General features: G+C 38.8%; 19 protein-coding genes and 4 tRNA genes. 3 read left to right on the top strand and 20 right to left on the bottom strand.

What is annotated here, in order from left to right; all coding sequences use genetic code 11:
• Window positions 1-36 precede the first annotated feature (36 nt).
• The 4 genes from JP39_RS01815 to JP39_RS01800 all read right to left on the bottom strand — a co-directional run bounded on the left by JP39_RS01815 (window position 37) and on the right by JP39_RS01800 (window position 448).
• Window positions 37-108, bottom strand: a tRNA-Gly gene (locus JP39_RS01815).
• A 10-nt stretch (window positions 109-118) separates the two neighbouring features.
• Window positions 119-191 (bottom strand) — tRNA-Thr (locus JP39_RS01810).
• A gap of 63 nt (window positions 192-254) precedes the next feature.
• Window positions 255-337 (bottom strand) — tRNA-Leu (locus JP39_RS01805).
• 38 nt (window positions 338-375) lie between these two features.
• Window positions 376-448, bottom strand: a tRNA-Val gene (locus JP39_RS01800).
• 713 nt (window positions 449-1,161) lie between these two features.
• Here JP39_RS01800 and JP39_RS01795 point away from each other — a divergent pair.
• Window positions 1,162-2,379 carry an IS110 family RNA-guided transposase gene (locus tag JP39_RS01795; protein WP_041501566.1) on the top strand — a complete coding sequence of 406 codons (1,218 nt, stop codon included), beginning with the start codon at window positions 1,162-1,164 and terminating at the stop codon, window positions 2,377-2,379.
• A 238-nt stretch (window positions 2,380-2,617) separates the two neighbouring features.
• Here the strand turns inward: JP39_RS01795 and lysS are convergent, their stop codons facing one another.
• The 12 genes from lysS to pth form a co-directional block, all read right to left on the bottom strand.
• The gene (lysS, locus tag JP39_RS01790) at window positions 2,618-4,108 is read right to left on the bottom strand and encodes a lysine--tRNA ligase (protein ID WP_048699040.1); all 1,491 of its coding nucleotides are present in this window, start codon (window positions 4,106-4,108) and stop codon (window positions 2,618-2,620) included.
• 75 nt (window positions 4,109-4,183) lie between these two features.
• Complete coding sequence (dusB, locus tag JP39_RS01785; protein WP_041501317.1) at window positions 4,184-5,188, bottom strand: tRNA dihydrouridine synthase DusB; 1,005 nt, start codon at window positions 5,186-5,188, stop codon at window positions 4,184-4,186.
• A 656-nt stretch (window positions 5,189-5,844) separates the two neighbouring features.
• The gene (gene hslO, locus JP39_RS01780) at window positions 5,845-6,726 is read right to left on the bottom strand and encodes an Hsp33 family molecular chaperone HslO (RefSeq protein WP_041501316.1); all 882 of its coding nucleotides are present in this window, start codon (window positions 6,724-6,726) and stop codon (window positions 5,845-5,847) included.
• Window positions 6,727-6,783: 57 nt separating this feature from the next.
• Window positions 6,784-8,979 carry an ATP-dependent zinc metalloprotease FtsH gene (ftsH, locus tag JP39_RS01775; protein WP_041501315.1) on the bottom strand — a complete coding sequence of 732 codons (2,196 nt, stop codon included), beginning with the start codon at window positions 8,977-8,979 and terminating at the stop codon, window positions 6,784-6,786.
• A gap of 82 nt (window positions 8,980-9,061) precedes the next feature.
• Window positions 9,062-9,607: a hypoxanthine phosphoribosyltransferase gene (hpt, locus tag JP39_RS01770; RefSeq protein ID WP_041501314.1), complete on the bottom strand. Its 546-nt coding sequence runs from the start codon at window positions 9,605-9,607 to the stop codon at window positions 9,062-9,064.
• Window positions 9,604-10,938 carry a tRNA lysidine(34) synthetase TilS gene (gene tilS, locus JP39_RS01765; RefSeq protein ID WP_041501313.1) on the bottom strand — a complete coding sequence of 445 codons (1,335 nt, stop codon included), beginning with the start codon at window positions 10,936-10,938 and terminating at the stop codon, window positions 9,604-9,606. Before tilS ends, hpt begins: the two co-directional genes overlap by 4 nt.
• Window positions 10,939-10,998: 60 nt before the next feature.
• A complete protein-coding gene (locus tag JP39_RS01760; RefSeq protein WP_041501312.1) occupies window positions 10,999-11,415 on the bottom strand; it encodes a S1 domain-containing RNA-binding protein in 417 nt (138 codons plus the stop codon).
• 23 nt (window positions 11,416-11,438) lie between these two features.
• Window positions 11,439-11,831, bottom strand: a complete 393-nt coding sequence (locus tag JP39_RS01755; protein WP_041501311.1) for an FtsB family cell division protein — start codon at window positions 11,829-11,831, stop codon at window positions 11,439-11,441.
• 645 nt (window positions 11,832-12,476) lie between these two features.
• On the bottom strand, window positions 12,477-12,716 hold the full coding sequence (locus JP39_RS01750; protein WP_041501310.1) for an RNA-binding S4 domain-containing protein: 240 nt from the start codon (window positions 12,714-12,716) through the stop codon (window positions 12,477-12,479).
• 2 nt (window positions 12,717-12,718) lie between these two features.
• Window positions 12,719-14,284, bottom strand: coding sequence for a putative polysaccharide biosynthesis protein (locus JP39_RS01745; protein ID WP_082330619.1), 1,566 nt, complete (start codon window positions 14,282-14,284; stop codon window positions 12,719-12,721).
• A 1-nt stretch (window position 14,285) separates the two neighbouring features.
• The gene (gene mfd / locus JP39_RS01740) at window positions 14,286-17,810 is read right to left on the bottom strand and encodes a transcription-repair coupling factor (RefSeq protein ID WP_041501308.1); all 3,525 of its coding nucleotides are present in this window, start codon (window positions 17,808-17,810) and stop codon (window positions 14,286-14,288) included.
• A gap of 628 nt (window positions 17,811-18,438) precedes the next feature.
• The gene (gene pth / locus JP39_RS01735; RefSeq protein WP_041501307.1) at window positions 18,439-18,996 is read right to left on the bottom strand and encodes an aminoacyl-tRNA hydrolase; all 558 of its coding nucleotides are present in this window, start codon (window positions 18,994-18,996) and stop codon (window positions 18,439-18,441) included.
• A 587-nt stretch (window positions 18,997-19,583) separates the two neighbouring features.
• Here pth and JP39_RS01730 point away from each other — a divergent pair.
• Entirely contained in the window at window positions 19,584-20,567 is a 984-nt protein-coding gene (locus JP39_RS01730) for an L-lactate dehydrogenase (protein WP_041501306.1), read from the top strand.
• A gap of 116 nt (window positions 20,568-20,683) precedes the next feature.
• The gene (cbpA, locus tag JP39_RS01725) at window positions 20,684-21,346 is read left to right on the top strand and encodes a cyclic di-AMP binding protein CbpA (protein ID WP_041501305.1); all 663 of its coding nucleotides are present in this window, start codon (window positions 20,684-20,686) and stop codon (window positions 21,344-21,346) included.
• A gap of 478 nt (window positions 21,347-21,824) precedes the next feature.
• Here the strand turns inward: cbpA and JP39_RS01720 are convergent, their stop codons facing one another.
• The 4 genes from JP39_RS01720 to acpS form a co-directional block, all read right to left on the bottom strand.
• The gene (locus JP39_RS01720) at window positions 21,825-22,019 is read right to left on the bottom strand and encodes a hypothetical protein (protein WP_041501304.1); all 195 of its coding nucleotides are present in this window, start codon (window positions 22,017-22,019) and stop codon (window positions 21,825-21,827) included.
• Window positions 22,020-22,100: 81 nt separating this feature from the next.
• Complete coding sequence (ald, locus tag JP39_RS01715) at window positions 22,101-23,219, bottom strand: alanine dehydrogenase (RefSeq protein ID WP_041501303.1); 1,119 nt, start codon at window positions 23,217-23,219, stop codon at window positions 22,101-22,103.
• Between the two features lie 424 nt (window positions 23,220-23,643).
• The gene (gene alr, locus JP39_RS01710) at window positions 23,644-24,756 is read right to left on the bottom strand and encodes an alanine racemase (protein WP_041501302.1); all 1,113 of its coding nucleotides are present in this window, start codon (window positions 24,754-24,756) and stop codon (window positions 23,644-23,646) included.
• Window positions 24,757-25,116 carry a holo-ACP synthase gene (acpS, locus tag JP39_RS01705; protein ID WP_041501301.1) on the bottom strand — a complete coding sequence of 120 codons (360 nt, stop codon included), beginning with the start codon at window positions 25,114-25,116 and terminating at the stop codon, window positions 24,757-24,759.
• Between the last annotated feature and the right edge of the window lie 8 nt (window positions 25,117-25,124).

Raw genomic sequence — 25,124 nt, 5'->3', positions numbered from 1 at the left:
AGAATTAATCACTTTTTTATTTATCAAATTCTCTGAAGCGGAAGACGGGATTCGAACCCGCGACCCCCACCATGGCAAGGTGATGTTCTACCACTGAACTACTTCCGCATTATGACGATGCCGACTAGAGGATTCGAACCTCCGACCCCCTGTTTACAAGACAGGTGCTCTGCCAACTGAGCTAAGTCGGCATTATGTCAACAACAATTAACATAATACATAATAATCAATCATTTTGCAAGACTAATTATTAATACGGGTGAAAGGACTTGAACCTTCATGTCCACTGGACACTAGAACCTAAATCTAGCGCGTCTGCCAATTCCGCCACACCCGCAAAAAACTTAAGATATTTCCACTAAGCATTTTGCTTAATGGAGGATACAGGGATCGAACCTGTGACCTCCTGCTTGTAAGGCAGATGCTCTCCCAGCTGAGCTAATCCTCCATATGTGTTTCGTTTGAAACAACTATATTAGTATACCTTTTGAGAAATAAATCTGTCAACAACATTTTTTATTAATTTTCACTTCCGGTTGATAGGAGAATACACTGGCTGTGAGGACCGGCGCGAGCCAAGGTCTCGCGCCTCGCTTTGAAGCCTTGCAAAACCAGCAAGTCTCCAAAGTCGTCCGTGCTGTAAGAACGGCATAAAACCGCCGTCCTAACACCACCTTCACTGCTAGTGTATTCTCCTATCAACCTCCAGCTCTTTTAACTGACCTTTATATTAGTTTGAAATAATCGCTATTTGATATTAGAAATCCTAAAAGAAATTCCAAATAAAAAAATCTTAAGAGGAGACCAACAAAAATAGCCAGGGGGTGTGCGAGATGCAATAATGCTGTGATTGTGGTGTTAGAATGGCGATTTTCCATTCTTACAGCACGGACGTATTTTGAGATTTGCGGTTTTTGCAAAGCTCAAAAAACAACCTAAGATTAGTTCTGAGGGAAGATCAATTTCTTCTCTTAGAACTTTTTTTGTACACTGGAGACAAAGCTAAGATCGTGCATGAACCTCGGGACTTCGAGTCCGTATTAAAAAATGATCTCCGTTATCTTCATTTCTTTAATCAGGTTTTAGGTTGTGGGACTTCGAGTTCGTGTTTAGGAAATGAGATTCGAAATGTTGATACGGATAGCTTTAGAAAGGAAAAATATGTCAGATATAATTGCTTTAGATGTGTCCAAAGGACACAGTTATTGTGTGCATTACAGCGATGGTAACTGCGTGAAAGAATTTGATTTTGAACATAATAAACTAGGTTTCGCCAAACTAAGCGAAACCGTTAAACGTGCTAATAATCCAACTTTTTATTTTGAGGCTACGGGTATATACTCTCGCCCCATAGAAAGATTTTGCAGGGATAATAAGATACCCTATGCTTTGTTAAATCCTCTTGAATTACACCTCAAGACAGAGAATTTGCGTCGTGTTAAAACCGATAATAAAGATGCGCATAAGATAGCTCTTAGCGCCTATGATAATAGTTATCGGTTGATGGCATTTCAAAATCCTAAATATCTAGATCTTAGAGAATGGTGTAGATTTTACGAGAGAGTCGAAGACTCTCGTAAATTCAATAAAGTTGAATTACATAACGAGTTACAACAGACGTTTCCAGAAATGGAACAACTGTTTACTAATAAGACATCTATTCTATCTTTAAATTTGGTTAGTCTTTTTCCGCATCCTGATTTAGTGTCTGGTATTTCTAGGACAAAATTAAAGAATATTTTGATGAGTAAGACCGATAAAAAAATCTCCAGTGATAAAGCACTGGAGTATGCTGAAAAGTTAATAGTCTTTGCTAAGAATAGCTCTCCAGCAGTACGTGTAGATAATGTTCAAGTGCAAGAAGTTAAATATTATGCACGTAAATTAAAAGACCTCACTATTGAAAAAAGAAAACTTAGAAAACAAATGATTCAACTCGGAAAAACATTACCCGAATTTGAAATTATTGCTTCAATGCCAGGCATTGGTGAATTAACAGCTGCCATGTTACTGGGTGAAATCGGAGATTTCGCCAGATTTGATACTTCTAATCAATTGAATGCTTACGTTGGGATTGACCTTATTAGGTACCAATCTGGTCAGTATCTCAGAAAAGATCACATAAATAAACGTGGAAATCCCAAAGCAAGAGAGATTCTATTCCTCACTGTCAGAAATATGATAAAGCAACAAGCAGCTGCACCTAATCACATCGTGGACTATTACTACAAACTAAAAAGGCAACCCGTCCCTAAAAGGGACAAGGTTGCCACAGTGGCTTGCATGAACAAGACACTGAAATGTCTGTTCTCCATGATTAGAAACAAGACTAAATATGCTTATGCATATACGGACTCAAGGTCCATAGAGACACTCTAGTATCTCTATTCCAAATACTAACTCTTACCTTCATAATTTTAAAGTCATAAGTTATGAAGTACTGTTTAGAATACTCTCATTTTCCTGATTCTCACTTGACTAATCGTAGGAATCGAGGTTCGAGACCGCACTTTGGCTCGAACCAATCCCACAGCATTAATTGCATCTCACACACCCTCCGGCGGCAAAAAACCAAAGAAAAAAGAGCTAGAACTTTTCGCCCTAACTCTTAATTATTTTATTCTTCGTTATCAGCGTTATCTTCTGGTCTCATTGTTGGGAACAAAATAACGTCACGGATTGAAGGTGCATCAGTTAATAGCATAACTAAACGATCAATACCGATTCCTAGTCCACCAGTTGGTGGCATACCATATTCCATGGCTTCTACGTAATCGTTATCGATATGTTCAGCTTCGTCATTACCCTTTTCACGTTCAGCAGCTTGTGCTTCAAAACGTTCTCTTTGATCAATTGGGTCATTTAATTCAGTAAAGGCATTACCGTATTCGTGACCTAAGATATAAACTTCAAATCGATCTGTAAAGTTAGGGTTATCCTTGCTCTTCTTAGCTAATGGTGAAACTTCAAGTGGATATTCATAAACGAATGTTGGTTGCTTCAAAGTATCTTCAACAAATTCTTCGAAGAATTCAGCGATAATGTGACCAACACCCCAGAAGTCTTCATAGTGAACTCCCTTTTCGTCAGCTAACTTACGAGCTTGTTCAAGGTCCATATCTTGACTAAAGTCGATACCTGTTTGTTCCTTGATAGCATCAACCATCTTAATACGTTTGAAAGGCTTGCTCAAATCAATTTCTTCACCTTGATAGCTAACAACTTGTGAGCCATTAGCTTTCTCAGCAGCATGTCTGAACATTCCTTCGACTTCCTTCATAACATCTGTCATATCCCAATAAGCGGCATATGTTTCCAATGAAGTATATTCAGGATTATGTTGTGGATCCATACCTTCGTTACGGAAAGCACGACCAATTTCATAGACACGTTCAAAACCACCAACAATTAATCTCTTCAAAGGTAGCTCCAAAGCGATACGAAGATACATTGTCATATCCATCGCATTGTGGTGTGTGATAAATGGACGGGCACTAGCACCACCGGCTTGAGTATTTAGGACAGGAGTTTCAACTGACATGAAGCCTTCACCATCCAAATATTCACGAACAGCTGAAATAATCTTAGTACGCTTCTTGAAACGGTCAAAACTATCTTGGTTAGCAATTAAGTCCAAATATCTTTGACGATAAATTTGTTCAACGTTTGTTAAACCATGGAATTTATCAGGCAATGGACGTAGTGATTTAGAAAGCATTGTAACGTGGGTTGCTTTAACAGTTAATTCACCCATGTCAGTTTTCATGATTTCACCATGGATACCTAGGTGATCACCAATATCTGAACGCTTAAAGATGTGATAGTTTTCTTCACCGACAACATCTTTACGAACATAAATTTGAATCTTGCCACTTCTATCACGTAGATCAGCAAAACCAACTTTACCTTTACCACGTTTTGTCATCATACGACCAGCAATAACAACAGGCAAATCTTGTTCTTCAAGAGTTTCTTTGTCCTCGTCACCGTACTTGTCATGAATGTCTTGAGCCAAAGCAGTTCTTTCGAATCTTGAACCGAATGGATCAACGCCTTCATCATATAATTCTTGAAGTTTATCACGTCTAACCCGTAGTTGGTCATTCATGACTCTTGTCTTCTTTATCTCTTCTTTAGTTGGTTGCTTCTTCTTATTTTCGTTACTCAAAATTTTTCCCCCTGTCTACGAAATTTTTGATGATCTCGCTTCTCGTTGTTCGTAACTTTCAACAAATTGATCTAACGTGTCAAAAACTTCTTGCATTGAATCTTCATTCATTACTTTAGCACGAGTTCTGACTGCATGGGGAATCCCCTTTAGATAATATGCTGCCTGTTGACGAAATTCTGGAACACCAACATGCTCACCTTTTAAGTCTACCAGACGTTGGAGTTGAAGTTTAGCTATATTAATTTTTTCTCCAACACTTGGTTCAGGAAGTATCTCGCCAGTTTCCAAATAATGATTCATTTCATTTAAACGCCAGAGATTGCCGAGCACTGCCCGACCAACCATTACAGCATCAGCTCCAACGTCTTCAATCATTGTTTTAGCATCTTGAGGCGTCTTCACATCGCCATTTCCAATGAAAGGAATGGTTAAATGTTGAGCCACTTCATGTAAGAGTTCCCAGTCGGAATGTCCGGTATACATCTGTGCCTTCGTTCGTCCATGCATAGCCACAGCAGAAGCTCCAGCCTCTTGCGCTGCCAATGCATTCTCAACTGCCAGAATATGGTCAGCGTCCCACCCAGTCCGCATTTTCACGGTAACTGGCTTATCAACAGCCGAACTGACTTCTTTGACCATGCCATAAAGCTTATCAGGATCACGGAGCCAGCTTGAACCAGCACCAATCTTAGTAACCTTTTTGACTGGACAGCCCATATTAATATCAATAATATCGGCACCAGTATTTTCAGATACATATTTAGCTGCGTTAACGAGTGATTCCGTTGTACCGCCAAAAATCTGAATGCTGACTGGATGTTCTTTTGGATCCACGAACATCATGCCCAAAGTTTTCAAGTTACCATATTTGATACCTTGATCACTGATCATTTCACAGACAACTAAGCCCGCGCCGAATTCTCTAGCTGTAACTCGAAAGGACGAATTAGTAATACCTGCCATAGGCGCAACGACAACCTGATTGGGGATTGTGACGTTGCCTATTTTCCATTCCATACTTTTTACCTCTTATTATTCGATTACAACTCGTAATAATAACAAATTTTCTATCTAAAAGGCAATGGTAAGTCATTTAAAAATGCCGCCTCCTGGAGCAAGAAAAATTCCATCTGCTGTGCGACCGGTGCGAGCCAAGGTCTCGCGCCTCGATTTTGAACTTCGCAAAGTACGCGAATTTCAAAATACGTCGGTGGGGTAAGGTCTTACGACCTAACGCCACCTGCACTGCTGATGGATTTTCCTTGCTCCCTCCGGCTAGTGTTTCTGTGATAACTAATTTTCTGTTGTTTCCAATTACTATAATTTCAATTAACAGTATTCAAATATAGACTAAATAAATCCACGTAAACCAACCAATTATCTAACACATTCAAAATAGATTAATTTGAATAAAATTTTATAAAGCAATATCAATTCTTAATAACCAGTCTAGATATTTCTACAAAACATCATGCGGACCAATAACCTAGCCGAAGGTGGTCAGTAATGTAGTCTGCTGTGAAGGTGGCGTTATGGCTTTAGCCATTACACCACAGGACGTCTTTTGAGACGTGATTTTCGGCTCAAAAGCGAGGGTCGAGACCGCTCTTCGGCTCGAGCCGGTCCTCATAGCAGACTAACATTACTGACCACCTTCGGCGGCAACCCCTTTATTAATCCTTATTAGCAACGATATCCTTTAATTCTGCTTCTGAGAATTGATACTTGTTGCCACAGAACTTGCAGACTGTTTCGGCACCATGATTTTCTTTGATCGTTGCCTGTAACTCTGCTCGTGATAATGTTGCTAGAGCCTTTGAAAATCTTTCTTTTGAACAGTCGCATTGAAACTTGACTGGCATGTCTTGAAGATACTTCATTTCGATGCCGTTCATGATTTTTTCCATGACATCTTTGTTACTCAAGCCTTCTTTAAGCAATGTTGACATATTTGGCACAATCTTTAAATTGGCTTCAATTTTATCAATATCTGCATCTGTTGCTCCTGGCAATGTCTGAATCAAGAATCCGCCAGCTGCTCCGATTGTTTCGTTAGGGTTTACGAAAACTGACACACCGATTGCTGAAGGGATTTGTTCTGATTTAGCCATATAGTAGGCAAAATCCATGCCGATTTCACCGGAAACTAATGGTACTGAACCAGTAAATGGTGCCTTTAAATGTAAATCTTTGGTGATACTTAATGTTCCTTTTGTACCGACAGCTGCTTTAACGTCGATATGGCCGTCTTCTCTAGCCTTCAAAGCAACGTGTGGATTAGAAATATATCCTTTGACGTCACCTTTAGCATTAGCATCAACAACAATTGTGCCAACTGGTCCATCGCCTTGTACTCTTGTTGTCAAAACTTCATCTTCCTTCAAAGTTGAAGTGGCAACTAATAGTGAGCCAACCATTGTTCTACCTAAAGCGGCACTAGAGTTTCTCCATGTATCGTGGCGTTTTTGTGTTTCTTGAATCATTTCTGTAGCGTTGACGACGTAAGCACGAAACTTACCATCGGTTGAAACGGCTTTAGTTAAAGTATCAGTCATATTTGATTCCTCCGTTCAAAAAAGCGACTCTCACGAGTCGCTTTTTCTGATTAATTATTATTCTTGATTGTTATTATCATCATTCTTGTCGCTATTTGAATCTTCAGAATTATCATTCTTAGATGTATCAGTATCAGACTTTGTATCGTCAGCTGGCTTATCTTTGTTTTCTGAAGGATATGTTGTTTCATCAACATCAGAATCATCTGATTTTGGTGAATCATCCTTAGTTAATTCTTCTGATTTTTGTTTAGCAGCATCTTTGGCTTCAGCAGCCTTCTTAGCTTGTTCAAATGTTGCAGCACTTTCACTTGGGAATTGTTGATTTGCATCGTTTGCAGGCATTGCTCCTGTGTTATACAAACTCAAGATTTCCTTTTCATCAAGTGTTTCATACTTCAACAAAGCCTCGGCAATAATCTTGTGTTGTTCACGATGTGATTGAAGAATTTCTCGAGCACGTTCGTGATCTTCATCGATAATGCGTTTAACTTCTTGATCAATAGCCATGGCAGTATCTTGTGAATATGCTGGTTCAGCACGATAGTTACCACCACTAAATGGTTGACCATTCTTTTCAAGTTGAACAGTACCTAAACGGTCTGTCATACCATATTCTGTAACCATTGTACGAGCAATTTGAGTTGCTTGTTCAAAGTCATTTGAAGCACCTGATGATGGTTGACCGACGATAATTTCTTCAGCTGTACGACCACCAAGCAATCCAGTAATTTGTTCGTTCAATTCCTTCTTAGTAGCAAGGTTTTGATCATCCTTAGGAAGCATGATAGCGTAACCGCCGGCACGTCCACGAGGCACGATAGTAACCTTTCTAACAACTCGAGAATCACTCAATACTAAACCAATCAAAGCATGTCCTGCTTCGTGGTAGGCAACTGTATGACGCTCTTGTTCAGGAATAACACGATTCTTCTTAGCTGGACCCGCAATAACACGATCTTCAGCTTCATCAAGGTCAGTTGGGTCAATCTTTTGCTTACCACGTCTTGCAGCAACAAGTGCGGCTTCGTTTAGTAAGTTTTCTAGATCAGCACCAGCAAAACCTGGAGTTTGTTGAGCAATTGCTTTCAAATCAACATCATCTGTAAATGGTTTGTTCTTAGCGTGAACTTTAAGAATAGCTTCACGGCCTTTAACATCAGGACGACCAACAAGAATCTTTCTGTCGAAACGACCTGGACGTAGCAAGGCAGGATCAAGGACATCAGAACGGTTAGTAGCAGCCATAACGATGACACCTTCATTACCTGTAAATCCATCCATCTCAATCAATAATTGGTTAAGAGTTTGTTCACGTTCATCATTACCACCACCGGTACCAGAACCACGTTGACGACCAACAGCATCAATTTCATCGATAAAGATGATTGATGGAGCGTCTTTCTTGGCATTTTCGAACAAGTCACGAACACGTGATGCACCAACACCAACGAACATTTCAACGAAATCTGAACCAGAGATTGAATAGAAAGGAACTTTAGCTTCACCAGCAACAGCCTTAGCTAGTAAAGTTTTACCAGTCCCGGGAGGACCCTCTAAAAGAACACCAGCCGGTATTCGGGCACCTAGAGAGACAAATTTTCTTGGATCTTTTAGAAATTCAACAACTTCAACAAGTTCTTGTTTTTCTTCTTCAGCACCGGCAACATCAGAAAATCTAACTTTGTTTTTCTTTGGATCTTCTGGTTTAACCTTGGATTTACCAAAGTTCATGACACGGTTTGCACCGCCACCACCTTGGCCTCCTCGGCCCATCATCGCAAAGATTATAAAGAAGAATAATGCAAATGGAACAATAACCGTTAAGATCAATGAGATCCATTGTCCGGATTGTGACTTAGGAGCTGCAGTAGTCTTAACCCCTTTAGCCATAGCGGCACTATTAATCATCTTTAACGTATCATTGTTAGGCAAAACAGTTGAACTGAATGAAGTTACTTCACTAGAAGTCGTAGCTTGGTTACGGCTGAACAATGAAACGGAACGTGTTGTTTCAGCTTTTTGAGCTTTCTTGTATTCACCAGTTACTTGATAAGCTCCTCCAATAGGTTCTAGTTTGAAATTCTTCACTTTGCCTTGCTTCAATTGTGTGATGAATTGGTCTTGGCTTAATGTTTTTGATTGGTCTGAGGATTGACCACCAGCAAACCAACTCGCTGCAAGAACCAAAACAACAAAGAGCAAGATGTAAAACAGGCTATTATTGATTAACCTATTTCGATTATTTTTCATACATTTCCTCCTAATTACTTAGACGTTACATATTGTAACATTGGTGAACAGTAACACAATAATAATTGTAACTCTAACTAAATTATTTTGTACTATATATCTCTCGTTTCAAAACGCCCACATAAGGTAAATTACGGTAATGCTCGTTATAATCCATTCCATAACCAACAACGAATTCATCAGGAATTTGAACACCGACGTAATCTACTTTGACATGCTTGATTCGACGGGCTGGCTTATCCAAGAAAGAGACGATTTTAATGGACTTAGCATGACGAGCATCAAAGAGTTCCTTTAGACGATCCAAAGTGTAGCCAGTGTCGATAATATCTTCGACGATTACAACATCACGATCACGAAGCGGTGTATCCAAATCTTTAATAATTCGAACATCACCAGTTGTCATGGTATTTTCACCACCATAACTAGATACGTCCATGAAATCATATTCCATTTCAATATCAAGTTGCTTAACTAAATCCATCATAAACATAGCTGCACCACGTAAAATACAAACGAACAATGGATTCTTACCACGGTATTCTTCAGCTAATTGCTTTCCAAGACGTTGGTTTGCGGCTTCAATCTCCTCTGTGGAAACTAAAACCTTCTCAATATCTGAATTCATTCTTTTACCTCAACAAAGTTAATTTTGTAATGATTTTTACCTTTTTTTAAATAATCACCCAAATTATAAATTTTTTCAACCCAAACTATCCGATTATCAAATAATAAAACCAAATAGTTGTCACGCTCATAGGCTGGGACTTTTTCATTTATAAATCGTTTACTTAATTTTTGATGGCGACCATTTGATAAAAGCAGTTTATCACCGTCACGGCGCGTTCTCAACGTAATCGTTTGGGGAATATTTTCTGTAGTTAATGTGTAATCGCTATCGTCAGTTGTAATGGTCAATTTTTTATTGCCCCAAGTCACTTCTTTACCGATAGAAACATCCATTTCGTCCAGAATCTGTGGTGTCGACTTTTTGACAACGAATCTGTCATACGTTCGGATAAATTCCCACGAATCCGCTAAATTGATTGAGGCATTAGCATCATCTGAACAGACAATTTCAATAATCTGGTCTATCTGACGATTACTGATGGAAATGTCCAGTTTTCGTTTTGTAAAGAAATTGCCCCAGAACAACGTTTGTTGTTCAGTATCTAAATTTAATATCGGTTTTATCCAACCGATAATTTGTTGTGGCGATTCTTCCAACGACATATCAGCTTCAATTTGACTGAACTGTTTTTTAGCCAAACTGACCAATGCCGTCACCTGCTGGTCAAAAAATCGAAAATGCGCCAACAACTGTCCGTTTTCCTTTTGTAATTGAGGGAAAATATTGTTTCGAAGTCGATTGCGTAAAGTTATATTATCAAAATTTGTTTCGTCCTGAACATGTTTTATATCATGGATATCCGCATATTCAGCCAATTCTCGTTTTGAGAAATCCAATAATGGTCGAACTATTTGGCCATTTTCACCAAAGGGACGCTGCTCTTTCAAGCTGACTACTTCATAAGCGTTACCGGAACGAATCAATTTCATCAAAATATTCTCAGCCAAGTCATTGCCATGATGCGCTGTCAGCAAAGTATCAAACTGTCCTGAAACCATAATTTGCTTGAAAAAGCTATAACGAAACTTTCTAGCCGCAGCCTCCATACCTATATCGTCACTTGGCTTATCTTCCCACTTGGTAGTAAAAAATTGATAGCCATTCTTAACACAGTTTTTTTGAACAAACTCCACTTCAGCGCTGCTTTCCGGTCGTAAATCATGATCGACATTCACAACTGCAAATTTATCTTTCGGTAAAATTTGGGCGATGACATTCAGTAAAACCATCGAGTCAACGCCACCAGAGACTGCAATCAGAACTTTTTTAGCCTGATAACGTTTTAAAACTTTTTTTGCTGTATCGGTGATTCTGTTATCTAGTTCCATCTGCTCCTCCATAAAATTAAAAAAGGCTGAGACATAGTCCCAACCCCTGATATACATTTATTAACTACGGCGTCCGCCACGGCCACCACGCTTGCCTTCAGTATTCTTCTTGATAACACTGAGTCTTTCTTCACTCTCTTTCATGAATCCAGACATCATATCATCGAAGCTTTCTGGCTTATGTTGTTGTGGCTTTCTATCATTACGCTCGTGTGAACGATGTGCATGATATTTTGGTTTTGGCTTATCTGAAGCTTGTTTAATTGAAAGTGCAATTTTATGATCCTTCTCACTAAGAACTAAAACCTTAACAGTATCGCCAATGTTTAACACATCATGAATATCTTTGACATAACCGTCAGCAATTTCACTGATGTGCACCATTCCGCTTTGTCCTTCTCCAAGGTCTACAAAAGCCCCAAAATTTGTAATTCCTGTTACTTTACCTTCTGTTTTAGCTCCTACTTCAACTGTCATCTAATTAAAAATAATTCCTTTCCCTATTTTTGAATCGTAGTGGTCTTCACATCATCAGGCAAATTGTAGATTTGTTCACCCGGTTTGCTATACATGTACTTTTCACGAATATACTTCTCAATATAATTCGTGTCACGAAGTTGACTAACCTCAAGTTTCAAATCACGTTGCGTCGACTTTTGCTTATCCAGCTTCTGTTTGCTAATTTCTATCTGTTCCATTGTATTGGCATAAGTTCGGTGAGCATTAAAAATTTGAACGCCAAATACAACCAAAATTATTGCAAAAACAATTCCAATCATAGCCATCCGTCTACGATGCACTTTTTTAACATAGTTATGATGACCGGGATTAGGAGTTGGTGCTTTTTTTGGTTGTAATACAGAAACGTTAGAATTTAGTTTACGTATTTCCATGCCACTACTCCCCTAGAAATGATTACTTTGAGTATAACAAGTTTAAGCCATTATTTGAATGATTAAATTGCTAATTTTAATCCATTTCTAATTTTTAGGTTGAATTATTTTGTTTAGCTCATTGAAAACTGCCGCTTCCGGTTGCGAGGGGAAAATCTATCTGCTGTGCGACCGACTTGAGCCGAGGTCTCAAGTCTCGATTTTGAGCTTCGCATAGACCGCAAATCTCAAAATACGTCGGTGGGGTAAGGTCTTACGACCTAACGCCACCTGCACTGCTGATAGATTTTCCCCTCGCTACCTTCAGCTAATGTATTTTTTAACACATAAATATTCGATATAAGAAATTTGATGTTTCACTATTACTTTAGTTGATGAATAACCATTATGATATTTACCTACTTTTTGAATAAATAATTTGAAATAAATCCAATTAACCTAAATCAAAAAAATACACTAGCCTCCGGGCGTCAGTAATATAGTCCTGCTATGGAGGTGGCGTTATGGCTTTAGCCATTACACCACGGGGCGACTTTGGATACTTGCTGAACTTGCAAGGATTCAAAGCGAGGCGCGAGACCTTGGCTCGCACCGGTCCCCATAGCGGACTATATTACTGACGCCCGGAGGCGGCCATAACTAAGATTAAACTTCTTCATACATATCTGTAGAATCAGTTTTCTTAGTTGTTTCTTTGATGTTGAGAACACGAACTTTCATAGTTCTCTCCCCAAAGTGTAATTCTAATACATCACCTACTGAAACTTCACTAGACGATTTGGCAACATGATCATTGATTGATGCACGGCCGTTGTCTGCAAACTCCTTAGCGACGGTTCTTCTCTTGATAATACGACTTACTTTTAGATACTTATCTAATCTCATAATTAATCCTCTATTTTCATAAACTTAGTAATATATTTGCCCATGGGTAAAATCTCCCACTCTTCTTTGGTCAACATATGCCAACGTTTTGAAAGCTTTAAATAAACAATCGCTCCCAAAGGTATGGCAATAATATTGATCAAAACACAATTAGCTCGAGTCATCACTAGATAACTAGCTAAAATTTTGACGACGATTCTGACAAAAATTGCCATAATCAAACCAAGCTTGATCATATTACGTACGAATTTCCTATCGAGCGACAAGAACTTTCGGTCAAACTTGTAAATCGTCATGATTCCAAACAAAATTACGCACTCACTCAAAACTGTGGCAATGGCTCCACCAGCAATTCCAAATTTTGGCACCAAAATGATATTCAACGCTACCTTTGTTACTAGGGACATCCCGAACAAAATCAACTTATGGAAGTTTTTTTCGTCGTCGCCACTTGTAACAGCTATTAATAAATTAATAAAGGAAACGATTAAAATCGACAGCATGTAAATACTCAAAGTCTTCGAACCACTCGTATCAGTGAACAGCATTGTATTTATTTCTGGCATCAATGCGATCAAACCAGCTGTTTCAGCAACTGATAACCAGAGACAGACACGTACCATTTTTTGAATCGTGTTCTTATTTTGTTGAATTCGATTGGTCTCTTTCAACTGCGGCATGATGGTTGAAACAAACGACAGGGAAATAACAATTCCCAATTGTAACAACGGTTGCCCACGGTCGAAGATTCCTTTTTGAATCTCAGCTTGATTCAAAGCCATCCCCGAATGCAACAATAACCGCACGGTCGAGAAGGAATCGATAAACTGATAAAAAATTGTGATACCTGTAAAAACTACGATTAAAACTATCTCTAACGCTAAACCATGTTCCAATTTAATCGTTTTATCCGCGTTGGGAACTTCAACTTCGATCGCTCTATTTTTCAAAAACTTCACGACTAAAATTGCTACGGCCAATAATCCGCCAATAAAGGCACCAGAATTGGCCAATGTTCCCATCTGATAGACATCCAAAACACCATGTCCAAACAACATAGCACTTGCAATGATAATCACGATGCGGAAAAATTGTTCCGAAACTTGTGAAATTGCACTCGGTTCCATAATTAAATCACTCTGAAAATAGCCTCTCAAACTAGCTTCAAAAGGAACTAATAAAAACGTCAACGCCACTACTCGTACTTCCCAGTACAAATTTTGGTCTCCCATCATACTTGCCAAATATCTTGAAGATATCCACAACAAAGCCATAATGACCACACTTCCAGCCATTAAAATACTGAAAGTCTTCTTCAATAAATTATGTTTAGCAGCGATTGACTCCTGCTGTGCAAAAGTTTTTGAAATCACCACTGGCAAGCCGGACAGAGCCAAAACGGAGAAAATACCGTAAATGGGATAAACCTGTTGATAAATAAAATAACCACGATCCCCAACAATATTCTGTAATGGAATCCGATAAATAGCACTCAAAAGTTCCGAGAACAATGAGGCAATAGTCAGAATCCAGGTCCCCTTAATAGCCCTAGACACTTCTTTTTGCATATTAGTTTTTAATTTTTTCTTTCTTTAAATTATCGAATCCTGCTGCCATCTTCTTGGCAAACGTTTCTAATTGTTCAAACCACTCGTCTTTTTTGACACTACCGGAATCTAACGTAATCGTAAATTCACCGTTCTTATCATTAACTTTAGCTTTCATAGTTGTGTTAGCTAAGAACTTAAAGACTAAATCGCCAGTTAAGTAATCGCTAGCTTTCTTAGAAAACTTAATAGCAATCATACCATTTCGCATGATTACACTCTTAACTAATGACTCGTCGAACGAATTCTTCAACAAGCTAATGTCTAACAAATTGCCAACTTCCTGTGGATAATCGCCAAATCGATCCAACAGCTCTGACTTAACTTCTTGATAATTTTCCAAAGAGTCAATCTGTCTGATACGTTTGTACAACTCAACTTTTTGACGTTGATCCGTAATATAGTCAGCTGGCAAGTATGCTTCCAATGCCAAATTAACTTCAGCGTTAGTCTTCTCAGCTTTAGTATGACCACGCTTTTTCGCAACGGCATCATTTAGCATCTGTGTATAAAGGTCGAAACCAACTGAATCGATGAAACCATGTTGTTGTTTACCTAACAGATTACCGGCACCACGAATCGACAAGTCACGCATAGCAATCTTGAATCCGGAACCTAATTCAGTAAAGTTCTTGATAGCTTCCAAACGTTGTTCACCGACTTCTGTCAAAACCTTGTTAGGCTTATACATCAAGTAGGCGTAGGCAACACGATTGGAACGACCGACACGTCCTCTAATTTGATAAAGCTGTGATAAACCATAACGGTCAGAGTTTTCCACAATCAATGTATTGGTGTTAGGCATATCCACACCGGTTTCAATGATGGTCGTCGTAACCAACACGTCATATTCACCAGCCAAATAGTCAGCAATAACGCCTTCCATCTGCGTTTCTGTCATTCGTCCATGAGCTGTCGCAATTCGCGCCTCCGGAATCAAAGCCTGCAGTTGACCTGCCACTTGATCCATATCTTCAACTCGATTATGTAGGTAGAAAACTTGTCCGCCACGGGCCATTTCACGTTTGATAGCGCCTGCAATGACTTCATAATTCTGTTCCATAACATAAGTTTGAACTGGATAACGGTTGCTTGGAGCTGTTTCAATCAATGACAAGTCACGCACACCGAGCATCGACATATTTAAAGTACGTGGAATTGGTGTCGCAGTTAATGTCAAAACATCAACGTTAGCTTTCAACTGCTTAATCTTTTCCTTGTGCTTAACGCCAAATCGTTGTTCCTCATCAATGATCAATAAACCGATATCGCTGAACTTAACATCCTTTGATAACAAACGGTGCGTTCCAACGACGATATCAATTGAACCATCTTCAAGTTGTTCAATCGTTTCCTTACTTTGTTTACGAGTTTGGAAACGTGACAAAACTCCGATATTGACAGGAAAACCTTCAAATCGGTCTTTCATAGTTTCGTAATGTTGTTGAACTAGCAAGGTTGTTGGTGCCAAGAACACTACCTGCTTACCTGCTTCCACAGCTTTAAAGGCTGCACGTAAAGCAACTTCAGTCTTACCGAAACCAACATCCCCAACTAACAAACGGTCCATCGGATGTGGTTTTTCCATATCACGCTTAATTTCATCAACCGAACGCAATTGATCTGGTGTTTCTGGATAAGGAAAGGCATTGTCGAAATCATGTTGCATTTGATCATCTTTTGGAAAGGCAAAACCTTTTTCAGCTTCACGTTTAGCGTACAGGTCAATCAAATCATCAGCAATATCTTCAATATTCGACTGAACCTTACGCTTAGTCTTTTGCCATTCATTACCACCTAATTTATTAATCTTAGGCGACTTACCTTCAGCTGAAACATACTTCTGAACCATGTCCAACTGTGTAACTGGAATGAACAAACGACCATCGTCACGATATTCAATCGTAATGTAGTCTTGGTGCTTGCCGTCAACTTCCATTGTCTGCATACCGATAAATTTACCGATACCATGGTTGACGTGAACGACATAATCGCCTGGTTTTAGTTCGTTATAACTCTTCAAACGTTCCGCATTCGCTAAAGTCTGATGACGACGCTTCTTAGGTTGCTTATTAAAGAGTTCTTTTTCAGTAATAATGGCAACTTTTTCATCTGGCATTTCAAACCCAGAACTCAAGCTTGCATTCAAAATCTGCGTTTGATCTTCAATAACCTTATCTTTGCCAGTCAATGTCGCCTTGATACCAAAATCGACCAAAGTATTGTTGATAGCACCGATACGTTTCTCATTGTTGATTACCAAAATAACGGTGTAATCCTGTTTTTGCCAACGTTCCACTTCAGATTTTAATAATGGCATCTGACTGAAAAACTGTTGCATCGAACGAATCGATACGTTATGCAATTGATTGAGACGAATGTGTCCCATCCCTTGTTGAAAGGCCGAAACATAAATTTGTGCATGCGTATCTTCTTTAACCAACTCAATAAAACTCTGACGAATTTTTTGTTCTGGCAAAGCTTTACCAAACTCCAACTGACTGGCTAACCATGATTGATTTTCAGCAGCACTGTCATTGGACTGTTCAATTAAACGATTATATTCATCAAATAAGATAATATCGTCAGCACTCAAATATTCGAGCAAGCTACTAGGATGTTCCAAAATATAGTCCGCAATTCGACCGATATTTTCTGGACGCATCCCTTCAGATAATTCTTCAATCGTCTGACCAAAGTTAACTTCTAGATTATTCTTAATATCCTTATCTTTAGTTGCACCAAGTTGACGTTGATAGCTCTTCTGTAACTTTTTCAAACCAGTCGCAACTTGTTCATCAGTTACGATTCGATCCTTAGCAGGCAAAACTTTAATTTCATCAAGTTCTTCCATACTACGTTGTGTTTCAGTGTCAAAAAATTTAATCTTCTCAACTTGATTACCAAAGAAATCAATCCGGACAGGATTATCCACATTCAAAGGATAGATGTCGACAATATCCCCACGGATTGCGAAATCCCCGGGTTTAGCAACTAACTTATCCTTAACGTATCCCATCTGCACAAATTCTTGATTGAGATCTTCAAGGTCATATTCTTCATTTACTTTAATATCTAATTGTGCAGCCTTGAACAATTCCTTAGCTGACAACTCATATTCCATCCCGGCAATCGAAGTTACCAAGATACCAGCCTCATCACTAGCCAAGAAACTCAATGAATCAAGTCGTTGACTCAATTCGTCTGGTGAACTAGTGGCCAATTCAGTGGAAATAGATTCCTCAACTGGGAAAATATGCACCACATCACTGTCTAACAAATTTAAATCATCATAAACCTTGTTAGCGTGAAAGTTGGTGTTTTCCACAATCAGAACTTTTTTACCCTTTTGTTTCAAAGTTTCCAATGCAAAAAGGGAAATCGTTGATCCCGTCAAACCAGTCAATAAATTTTTCGTATCTGGCTTAACTTGATTAATAAATTCCCCAAGGTTGAGCTTATTCGTAATGAAATTTATTAAATCCAATTTTTGCCCCCTTGCGTATTTAAAAAGATTATTTAAGTATGCCGTTTCCAGAGCTGAGAGTATTCATCTGCTGTGCGGTACGGTCCGAGCCAAAGTACGGTCTCGGACTTCGGTTGAAGCCTTACCACAGACCGGTAGCCCGGTGGTGTAAGAGCTAAAGCTCTAACGCCACTTTCGCTGCATATGAATACTCTCAGCTCTTCCAACTTATTTATTTTTTTATAATTAAACGATGACTGTCTATTGCCTAAATAGATATATTAGAATCGTAACGTCAACGTCATCTTTCAAATTTTAGTATTTAATTAATGATCTGTGTTTATTGATAATCCGTTATAAATATTTCATCGTCTAGATAACTTGAACATAAATACAATTGAATCCTTTTACATTCAACCACTACCGATTAACTAGTCGGAAGAGCTGGGAAATATTTGTGTGCCGTGGAAGTGATATAAGTACGGGAGAAATCTCCCGTACTTATATCACCGGACGAGTTTGGAGCCTTGACGAACTATGTCAAGGCTTCAAAACCGAGGTTCGAGACCGCACTTCGGCTCGGACCGTTCCGCACAGCTTGAGAATATTTCCCAGCTCTTCCGACGGAATATTTAACCTACACCACTCATTAATTATACTTATTCATTAATTGATCAATAGATGTGCCACTGACCCAATCTTTAACCATTGTAGCTGCTTGATCAATACCGGCCAAAGCAACAGGTTCCTCATCTTTAGAAAATGGTGTCAAAACCCAATTAACAACCGATTGTTTAGCTGGATGTTGTATACCAATTTTGATACGGCTGAAGTCTTTCGTACCTACAGCAGAGATTATACTCTTAATACCATTGTGACCACCAGCAGAACCCTTTGTCCGTAGTCTAACTTTACCGATTGGCATGTCTAAATCATCGTGAATAACCATCAATTCATCAGGTTGAATCTGATAATAACCCATCAAGAAATTAACAGCACGTCCTGATTCGTTCATAAAAGTTAAAGGTTTAACAAGAAAAACAGTCTCGCCATCAACTTTGAATTTACAGTATTCAGCCTCAAAGTCTTTTTTCATTTGTGTTTGGCCGTATTCATCCATCAATTTATCGATGGTCATAAAGCCCATATTATGCTTTGTACGATCGTATTTTTTACCTGGATTTCCTAGGCCAACAATTAGTTTCATATTTAATACCTCATTTCGAACCTATATTATATCATGTTAGTTTCATATGAGCTTGGAGTTTATATTGAAATATTCCTTTTAATAAGGAAAAAAGTTAACAGCTATATTAAATCTTCATCTTCAAACTTTTAAAAATCAATCATAAATATTTCACCGATATTTTCATTAAGAAATTACATTAAATAAATCATAATAACAACCACCACAGACCTTTACATACTGTCTAATTTCCAATCCTTCAAAACCCAAAATAAAATTTATACATCGCCCACTTAAATACATTAGCCTCCGGTTGAGATGGATGGAACCCGCAGTGAAAGTGGTGTTAGGCCGGCGATTTTCCGGTCTTACAGCACAGGACGTATTTTGAAACTTGCGAACTGTGCAAGGTTCAAAATCGAGGGTCGAGACCGCACTTTGGCTCGAGCCGGTCCACACAGCAGGTTCCATCCATCTCAACCGGAGGCGGCACCCAACCATAATTTCACTAATTTTTCACTTTTTTCACAATCAACTTGTTAATTACCCTTAATTATTTGTATAATGAACCACGGAACATATTATTTTCGAAGGGATGATATTTTATAATGACAACTCCAACAAATGAAAAGAATCACCAAAAAGTACTTCTAGTTGGTGACGGTGCTGTAGGTTCAACTTTCGCCTACGCAATGACACTTCAAGGTATTGCACAAGAACTAGTTATCTGTGATATCGCAAAAGACAAGATTAAGGGTGACGCAATGGACCTTGCTGATGCACTTCCATTCTCATTCCCTAAGAACATTCACGCTGGTGAATATTCAGATGCTAAAGATGCTGATATCGTTGTTATCACTGCTGGTGCTCCACAAAAACCAGGTGAAACAAGACTTGACCTTGTTAACAAGAACTTGAACATCTTGAAGACAATCGTTGACCCAATCGTTGAATCAGGATTCAATGGTATTTTCTTGGTTGCTGCTAACCCAGTTGATATCTTGACATACGCTACATGGAAACTTTCAGGCTTCCCTAAGGAACGTGTAATTGGTTCAGGTACATCACTTGACTCAGCTAGACTACAAAAATTCGTTGGTGAAGAATTAGACATCGACCCTCGTGCAGTTAACGGATACATCATGGGTGAACATGGTGACTCAGAATTTGCTGCATGGTCACACTTGTCAATCGGTGGAGTAACAATGGCTGAATGGATGGAACAACACCCAGAAGTTACTAAAGATACTCTTGACGCAATCTACAAGAAGGTTGTTAACGCTGCTTACGACATTATCAATACTAAGGGTGCTACATTCTACGGTATTGGTACTGCTCTTGCAAGAATCTGCAAGGCTTTGCTAAACGACGAAAACACTGTTCTTCCATTATCAAATATGATGACTGGTCAATATGGCGTTTCAGACATTTATATCGGTTCACCTGCTATTATCAACCGTAAAGGTCTAAAACAAATCATCGAAGTACCATTGAATGATGAAGAATCAGCACAAATGAAGAAATCAGCTGCAGAACTTGAAAAAATTCTTAAAGATGGTTTCGAAGCTACAGGTATCAAGGGTCGTCAATAATCCAAAATATCACGCTTCAAAAAAGCCGAAACAAATGAATAATTTGTTTCAGCTTTTTTTTTGTTCGGAATTACTGTATTATTAATTCAATTATACTTGATTGGATGTGAATATATATGTTAGTGAAATCACTTGTACTGAAAAAGGACAAGCTTACTACAGTTAAAGAAACTGTAACACTCGAGGAAGCATTAAAGGTCCTCGAAGATTCTGGCTATCGTTGTGTACCAATTCTTGACGAGAGCGGACAAATATTTAGGGGTAACATCTATAAGATGCACATCTACCGTCACAAATCACGTGGTGGCGACATGAGTTTACCAGTAACAACTTTGATGAAGAATGCGACAAAGACGATCAGCGTTGACTCACCTTTCTTCAAAGTATTTTTCAACATCAAGGATTTGCCATATATCGCTGTTCTTGATGAAGCAAATCTTTTCTACGGTATCTTGACTCACTCAAGACTCTTGAGCATGTTGTCAGACGCTTGGAACCTCGACATTAGTAGCTACGTACTAACTGTTAGTTCTTCCGGCGACCGTGGAGATCTAGAAAAAATGTCAAAGATTTTCGCAAAGTATGTTTCAGTTGCCGCATGTATGACCTTGGACGCTAAATCAAATGAAGTTGTCCGTAGAACATTGTTCACATTGCCATCAGGAACAGATATTGATACATTAAAAGAAATCATCAAACGTTTGGAAAAGAAGAGTTTCATCGTTTCTGAAATTGATGATTTGAAGTCAGGAAAGATTCTCGACAAGAATACATTGTAGTTCGTTCTAAATGTTTCTAAAAACAAAACCAGTTCTAAAACAAAACCTAAAAAACCAATACCGACGCAGCCGGTATTGGTTTTTTTAATGTCTTTAAGTATGCCACTTCCGCCTCCGGGTTACGGTGATAGAGTTCGCTGTGCGACCGGTGCGAGCCTTGGTCTTACGACCTAACACCACCTGCACTGCTGAACTCTATCACCGTAAATAATTTATCAGCTTACATATCTTGAGTAAATTTGATTTAATAACTCAGAACTAATAAATACACATGCAATCACAAATACATTCAATTAGTCGGAAGGGATGAGAATATTCACCCGCTATGGGTGTGGCGTTATGGCTTTAGCCATTACACCACCGGACGAGTTTGGAGACTTACCGATTTATGGTAAGGCTTCAAACCGAGATTCGAGACCGCACTTTGGCTCGAATCGTTCCGCATAGCAGGTGCAATATTTTCATCCCTGGAGACGGCCTACCTCTTAAAGCTAACCCCAGACCGACGATTAAACTCATCTTCAAACGGATATTGACGGAAATACTCTAATTGATACTTTTCCATCAGCTTCTTTTGAAGATCATTTACATAAGGTCGATTCGAATCTGGTCTATCTTGATATTTTTTATACTCAACTTTTTTCATAAATAATTGCCACTGTTTTTTCATCATGACAAACACTTCTTTCTTCGTGCATTAATTCTCACACAAAGAATACTACCTTGAATAATCAACTGACAACTATCTGGATTGCTAAATTTCTACTGCTTTAACAACGTCATCTATATTCGTATATGGCATCTTCAAGCTGTCCGCCACAGCCTTTTCTGTCAGATGACCTTGATATGTGTTGATACCTGTTTTAATCGTTTTATTATTAATGGCTATATCTAATCCTCCAGCAATCATGGCCGCATATGGCATTGTTGCACCGGATAATGCTTCTGTTGCTGTTTTTGGTACAGCCCCAGGTATATTTGCCACTGTGTAGTGAACGACGTCATGAACGATATATGTTGGGTTGTCGTGGGTCGTTGCTTTTACACTTGTCTCAAATAATCCACCTTGGTCAATTGGAATATCAACCACAACTGAACCAGGTTCCATCGAGGCAATCATTTCTTCTGTAACTAATTTTGGCGTCGCGGCACCAGGAATCAACACGGCACCGACTACTAAATCGGACTCTTTGACAGTTTTAGCAATATTTTGAGAATTAGACATCAGAGTTTGAATCTTACCGTCAAAGATATCTTCAATCTCAGCTAGTCTTTGGGCATTAATATCTAACAAGGTTACTTCAGCACCCATACCAATGGCTATTTTGGCAGCATTTACACCAACGGTACCACCACCGATAATTGTAACTTTACCTTTTCTAACTCCGGGTACACCACTCAATAACAAACCTTTACCTTGATGTGGTTCTTCTAAGAAGTGAGCTCCAACTTGAACAGCCATTCGACCGGCAATTTGACTCATTGGATATAGCAATGGCAAGCCTCCATTAGGTCCAACCATAGTCTCATAAGCAATTCCAGTTGTATTACTCTTCAAAAGTGCTTTGGTTAAAGTTTCGTTGGCAGCTAAATGTAAATATGTATAAATTATTTGGCCGTCTTTAAAATATTTATATTCTGAAGCAATTGGTTCCTTAACTTTGATGATCATCTCTGAATTCCAAACATCATCGACATCACTAATCTTGGCACCGGCATCTAAATATTGCTGGTTAGTATAGCCTGAACCTATCCCCGCATCCGTTTCAACGACAACCTGATGTCCAGCATTAACTAAAATAGCCACGCCATCTGGTGTTGAACCAACACGTTCTTCCTGATTTTTTAGTTCCTTTGGTATACCAACTCTCATAAAAAGTCCTCCTTGCTTTGTGAATGTTTTATCAAAGTAATATGTTATAGCATATCATGTATCCGTTTTCTTCTCAAACAATATCCTAGTCCTTAGCGTTTCAGAGACGTCAAAAAGAGAGTCTGCATCTCAATTGATCACAGACTCTCTTTTGTTTTATTTAATATAGATTACTAATTATTTAAATATCTAGAAAGGTTAATTCAAATTTTATCCATTCAAAAAATAAATCAGTTGGAAGAGCTGAGAGTATTTATCCGCAGCGAAAGTGGCGTTATTGCTTTAGCAATTACACCACCGGACGTGTTGGAGACTTTCCGGTTTTTGGAAAGGCTTCAACCGAGGTTCGAGACCGCCTTTTGGCTCGAACCGTGCCGCGCAGCAGATGAATACTCTCAGCTCTGGAAACGGCATATCAATCAACCTAGTTTTTATAAACTCTTGGTAAACGTTCGCTCAATGCACAAAGGATTTCATAATTGATTGTGCCTGAATATTGGGCAGCATCGGTAGCGGTAATTTCTTCATCGCCATCCTTACCCAAAATTGTGACCTTAGTTCCCACAGGCAATTCTCCTGGCAAACGAACCATAAATTGATCCATACAAATACGTCCAACATTTTGACAACGTTGCCCATTGATCAAAACATCTGAGCCTTGCATTCTTCTCAACCAACCATCAGCATAGCCAATCGGAACGGTTCCAATCCACTCGTCCTTGTCACTTGTATATGTAGCACCGTAACCGATACTATCTCCAGCCTTAACTTTCTTAACGAAAACTAATTCAGAGTACAAGCTCAACGCTGGCTCTAATGTGTAAGGCAATTCGGGAATATCAGTCTGTGATGGATTCAAGCCATACAAAGCGATACCATATCTGACCATATTGATTGCCAAATCTTGGTGCCAAAGTGCAGTGGCCGAATTAGCACAGTGAACGTAAGTAAATTTAGTTGGTAAATCACTCGACATTTCTTTGAAAGTCTTAACTTGTTTTTCAAAGTATTTTTCATCAGGATTATCAGCCGTTGCAAAATGTGTGAACAATCCTTCAGGAATAAATGCTTGTTTATGATCATTCAAATAGTTGCAAGCTTCGATCAAGTCGGCTTTTTCTTGAAAACCAATTCGACCCATACCACTATCAATTCCTAGGTGAACCTTCAAATTGGTTGTTCTTAACTCAACAGCAATCTTCAACCAGTCCAAACTACCCACAGTTAGTGAAATATTGGCACGTGCAGCGACTTTAGCGTATTCGACAGGAACTATACCTAAAACAAGAATCGGTGCGTCTACGCCGTTATTACGAATTTCTAAAGCTTCATCCAAAGTAGCAACACATAAACCACTTGCTCCGAATTCAATTTCTGCCTTGGCAACACGAACTAAACCGTGACCATAAGCGTTGGCTTTAACAACCGCAAAGACTTTAGTGCCTTCTGGAACAGCTGCCAGTTCATTTTGGAGATTTTGGTGTAATTTCTTCAAGTCTACTTCAACATAGGCTGGACGATGGATTGATGGTAACATTTAATCTTCCTCCTCTAGAATAACTTCAGTTATTACTAGTTCATCTGTATCCGAGATTGAAACGTGAATATTGCCTTTAAAAATATCAGTATTAATGTATGGCTGACCCGACTCATGATTCAGAACACTCAAATCATGAAAGCCAATGCCACGCAAGCCAGTTCCCATAGCTTTTGTGAAAGCCTCTTTAACTGAAAATCTAGCCGTTAAATAAGCCATTTTCGATTTTTCAGTATTCATAGAATTAAAAACTTCAATTTCATCAGCATTCAAAATCTTTTCCAAGAATCTTGGATGACGACCATAAATTTTACGCACACGGTCGATTTCTGCAATATCGATACCCAAACCTTTGATCATATGTTTTT

Origin of the sequence: Companilactobacillus heilongjiangensis, from assembly GCF_000831645.3 — a bacterium.
Taxonomy (GTDB): Bacteria; Bacillota; Bacilli; order Lactobacillales; family Lactobacillaceae; genus Companilactobacillus; species Companilactobacillus heilongjiangensis.
The sequence above is the reverse complement of the archived record's forward strand: the minus strand, read 5'-3'. Positions and strand labels throughout refer to the sequence as shown.